Origin of the sequence: Rhodococcus sp. 05-2255-3B1 (assembly GCF_002258545.1) — a bacterium.
Classification (GTDB): Bacteria; Actinomycetota; Actinomycetes; order Mycobacteriales; family Mycobacteriaceae; genus Rhodococcoides.
On the sequence record NZ_NOZC01000037.1, the window covers coordinates 1 to 2,535 of the forward strand.

Below are 2,535 nucleotides of genomic sequence, written 5' to 3' on the forward strand. Positions count from 1 at the left end.
CCGCAAACCGGAATCCAACACAAACAACGCATCACCCGGCACCGGCGTACCGATAGGAGCTCCATGACCAGGCTTCATGGGCGCACTCATAGAGGCGTAGAACGTCTCTGTCTCCCCGTAGCCATTGATCATTTCTCGGCCTGAAGCCCACCGATCGACAAGTTCGGGCGAGCATGCCTCACCCCCCACAAAAATGGTCCTTACTTGATCTATTCCCTCGGGCGAGAGCATCTCGAGTGCGGACGGGGTCTGGTTGACGGTGGTGACCTGCTCGTCTACCAGGATTCGGTGAAAGTCCGTTGCGGAGCGGGCGGCATGCTCAGGGATGATCACCAAGCGGCCGCCGTGCAGCAGAGCGCCCCACATCTCCCACACCGACACATCGAACGAGTACGAATGGAACATCGACCACACCTGATCTGGGGAATGTTTGAAAGCATGTTCCGAAGCTGCGTAGGTCTGGGTGACGTTCGTTTGTGTGATGCCGACGCCTTTGGGTGTGCCTGTCGTTCCTGAGGTGTAGATGATGTACGCGAGGAGGTCAGCATTCGGCACCGGCAACGTCGTCGTCGGCTGTTCAGCGACCTTGGGATCCTCGACATCTATCAGTGGGACCCCGGACTTACTGACGCGACCAGCGAGGCTCACCGTGGTCAAAATCGCGGCCGGCGCAGCGTCTTGTAGAACGAATGCCAGGCGCTCGTCAGGGGTGTTGATGTCGATCGGCAAGTAAGCAGAACCCAGCTTCAGCACCGAAAGTATGGCTATCACAGTGTGTTCCGAACGTGGCAGCAACAGTGCAACAACGTCCTCTACTCCCACCCCACGCCCAGCCAACAAATGAGCCAACTGCGTCGATGTGTCGTCCAACTCCTGATACGTCCACGACCGACCCTCGAACACCACCGCTATGACGTCCGGCCGCACCCTCACCTGCTCGGCGAACAACTCCGGAATCGCGGGGTCCACGATCGATTCATTTAGCACTGACCGCGCTCCGAGGGCGTCCAGCTGCGTCAGTTCTCTCTCGTCAAGCAAGTCGATTGACGCCACCGAGCGGTCCGTGCCGGCGAGCATCGTCGTGAGCACCCGCTGCCAGCGGGTAACAAGTTGTTTTACAGTTTCGGCGTCATAGACGTCGGTGCGGTACTCGACCAGACCCCCAATGCCTATGGGACGGCCGGAGTTGTCGAACCGCTCACGCAGGCTGAAAGTCAAGTCCATTCGAGCGGTCAAGGTGTCCGTGCGCTGCGGGGAAATGTCGAGACCTGGCAGAGACAGATCGGGCAGGGTGACGTTTTGCCAGGCGAACAGGATTTGGATCAACGGATGGTGAGCCTGCGTACGGACCGGATTGAGGCGCTCGACAAGCGCATCGAACGGCACATCTTGGTTCGCGAACGCGTCCAGGCTCCGCTCCCGTACCTCCTCCAACAAATCACCGAAGTTCATCTCGGCTGAAACCCGCGTACGCAACACCAGCGTGTTGACGAAAAACCCGACCATGCCGTCAAACTCGGTTCGCCCCCGCCCCGCCGTCGGCACCCCGAACGCCACATCCGCGCTCCCGCTCAAACGCGCCAACAGCACCGAAAGCGCCGCCGACATCACCATGAACGTCGTCGCATTGCGTTCCCGCGCCACAACCCGCACGAGTTCCTGCAGTTCGGCGGGCCATTCGACGACGACTTGGCCGCCCTGATGGTTGGCGACGGCGGGGTAAGGCCGGTCCGTGGGAAGCTCCAGCAGTCCCGCGTATCCAGCGAGGTTCCGCTCCCAGAAAACTGTTTGTCGACCAGATCGGGTATTAGGATCGTCGGCCTCGCCGAGGAGCTTGTGCTGCCAGATTGTGAAGTCGGCGTACTGAACGGGCAACGGCTCCCAGCCTGGCTCCGTCCGGGTGGTGCGGGCCTGATATGCGGTAGTCAGGTCGCGAACCAGCGGCGAGAGAGATGATCCGTCGGCGGCGATGTGGTGCATTGCCAGGGCCAGATGGTGTTCCGTGGTCGAGACTGCGAAAAGCCTTGCACGAAAGGGAATCTCGGTTTCTAAGTCGAAGGCGTGGCGGGTGACAATACCGACCGCCTCATCCAACTGTTGATCGGTCCAGTTGGTGGCGTCGATGACTTTGCAGGCGACAAGCCCTTCAGAGGCATCGAGAATGCACTGCTCGGGCACGCCAGCCGTAGCGGGAAACACTGTGCGAACACTCTCGTGCCGGGCTACGACATCGGCAACCGCCAGGGTCAGCGCGTCGACGTCGAGTAGACCGATTAGGCGTAGTACCAGAGGGATGTTGTATGTCGCCGATGGTCCCTCTAGCTGATGGATGAACCACAACCGACGCTGGGCGAACGACAGCGGCAACTGGGCCGGACGCGCATATGGCTCCCAGATTTGCCTGGTGCCCGACTGTCCTCCACCCACCACACGAGCCAGGCCCGCTACGGTGGGGGCTTCCATGAGTGCACGGACGCTGATTTCACAGTCGAAGGTTTCCTGCACGGCGGCTACGACACGCATCGCAGAGAGCGA

At 60.7% G+C, this 2,535-nt stretch carries 1 protein-coding gene; it reads right to left on the reverse strand.

Annotation, left to right across the window (positions count from 1 at the left end; all coding sequences use genetic code 11):
- The coding region (locus tag CH249_RS24985) for a condensation domain-containing protein (protein ID WP_254924357.1) at window positions 1-2,523 on the reverse strand (2,523 nt) is incomplete at its 3' end.
- Window positions 2,524-2,535 lie beyond the last annotated feature (12 nt).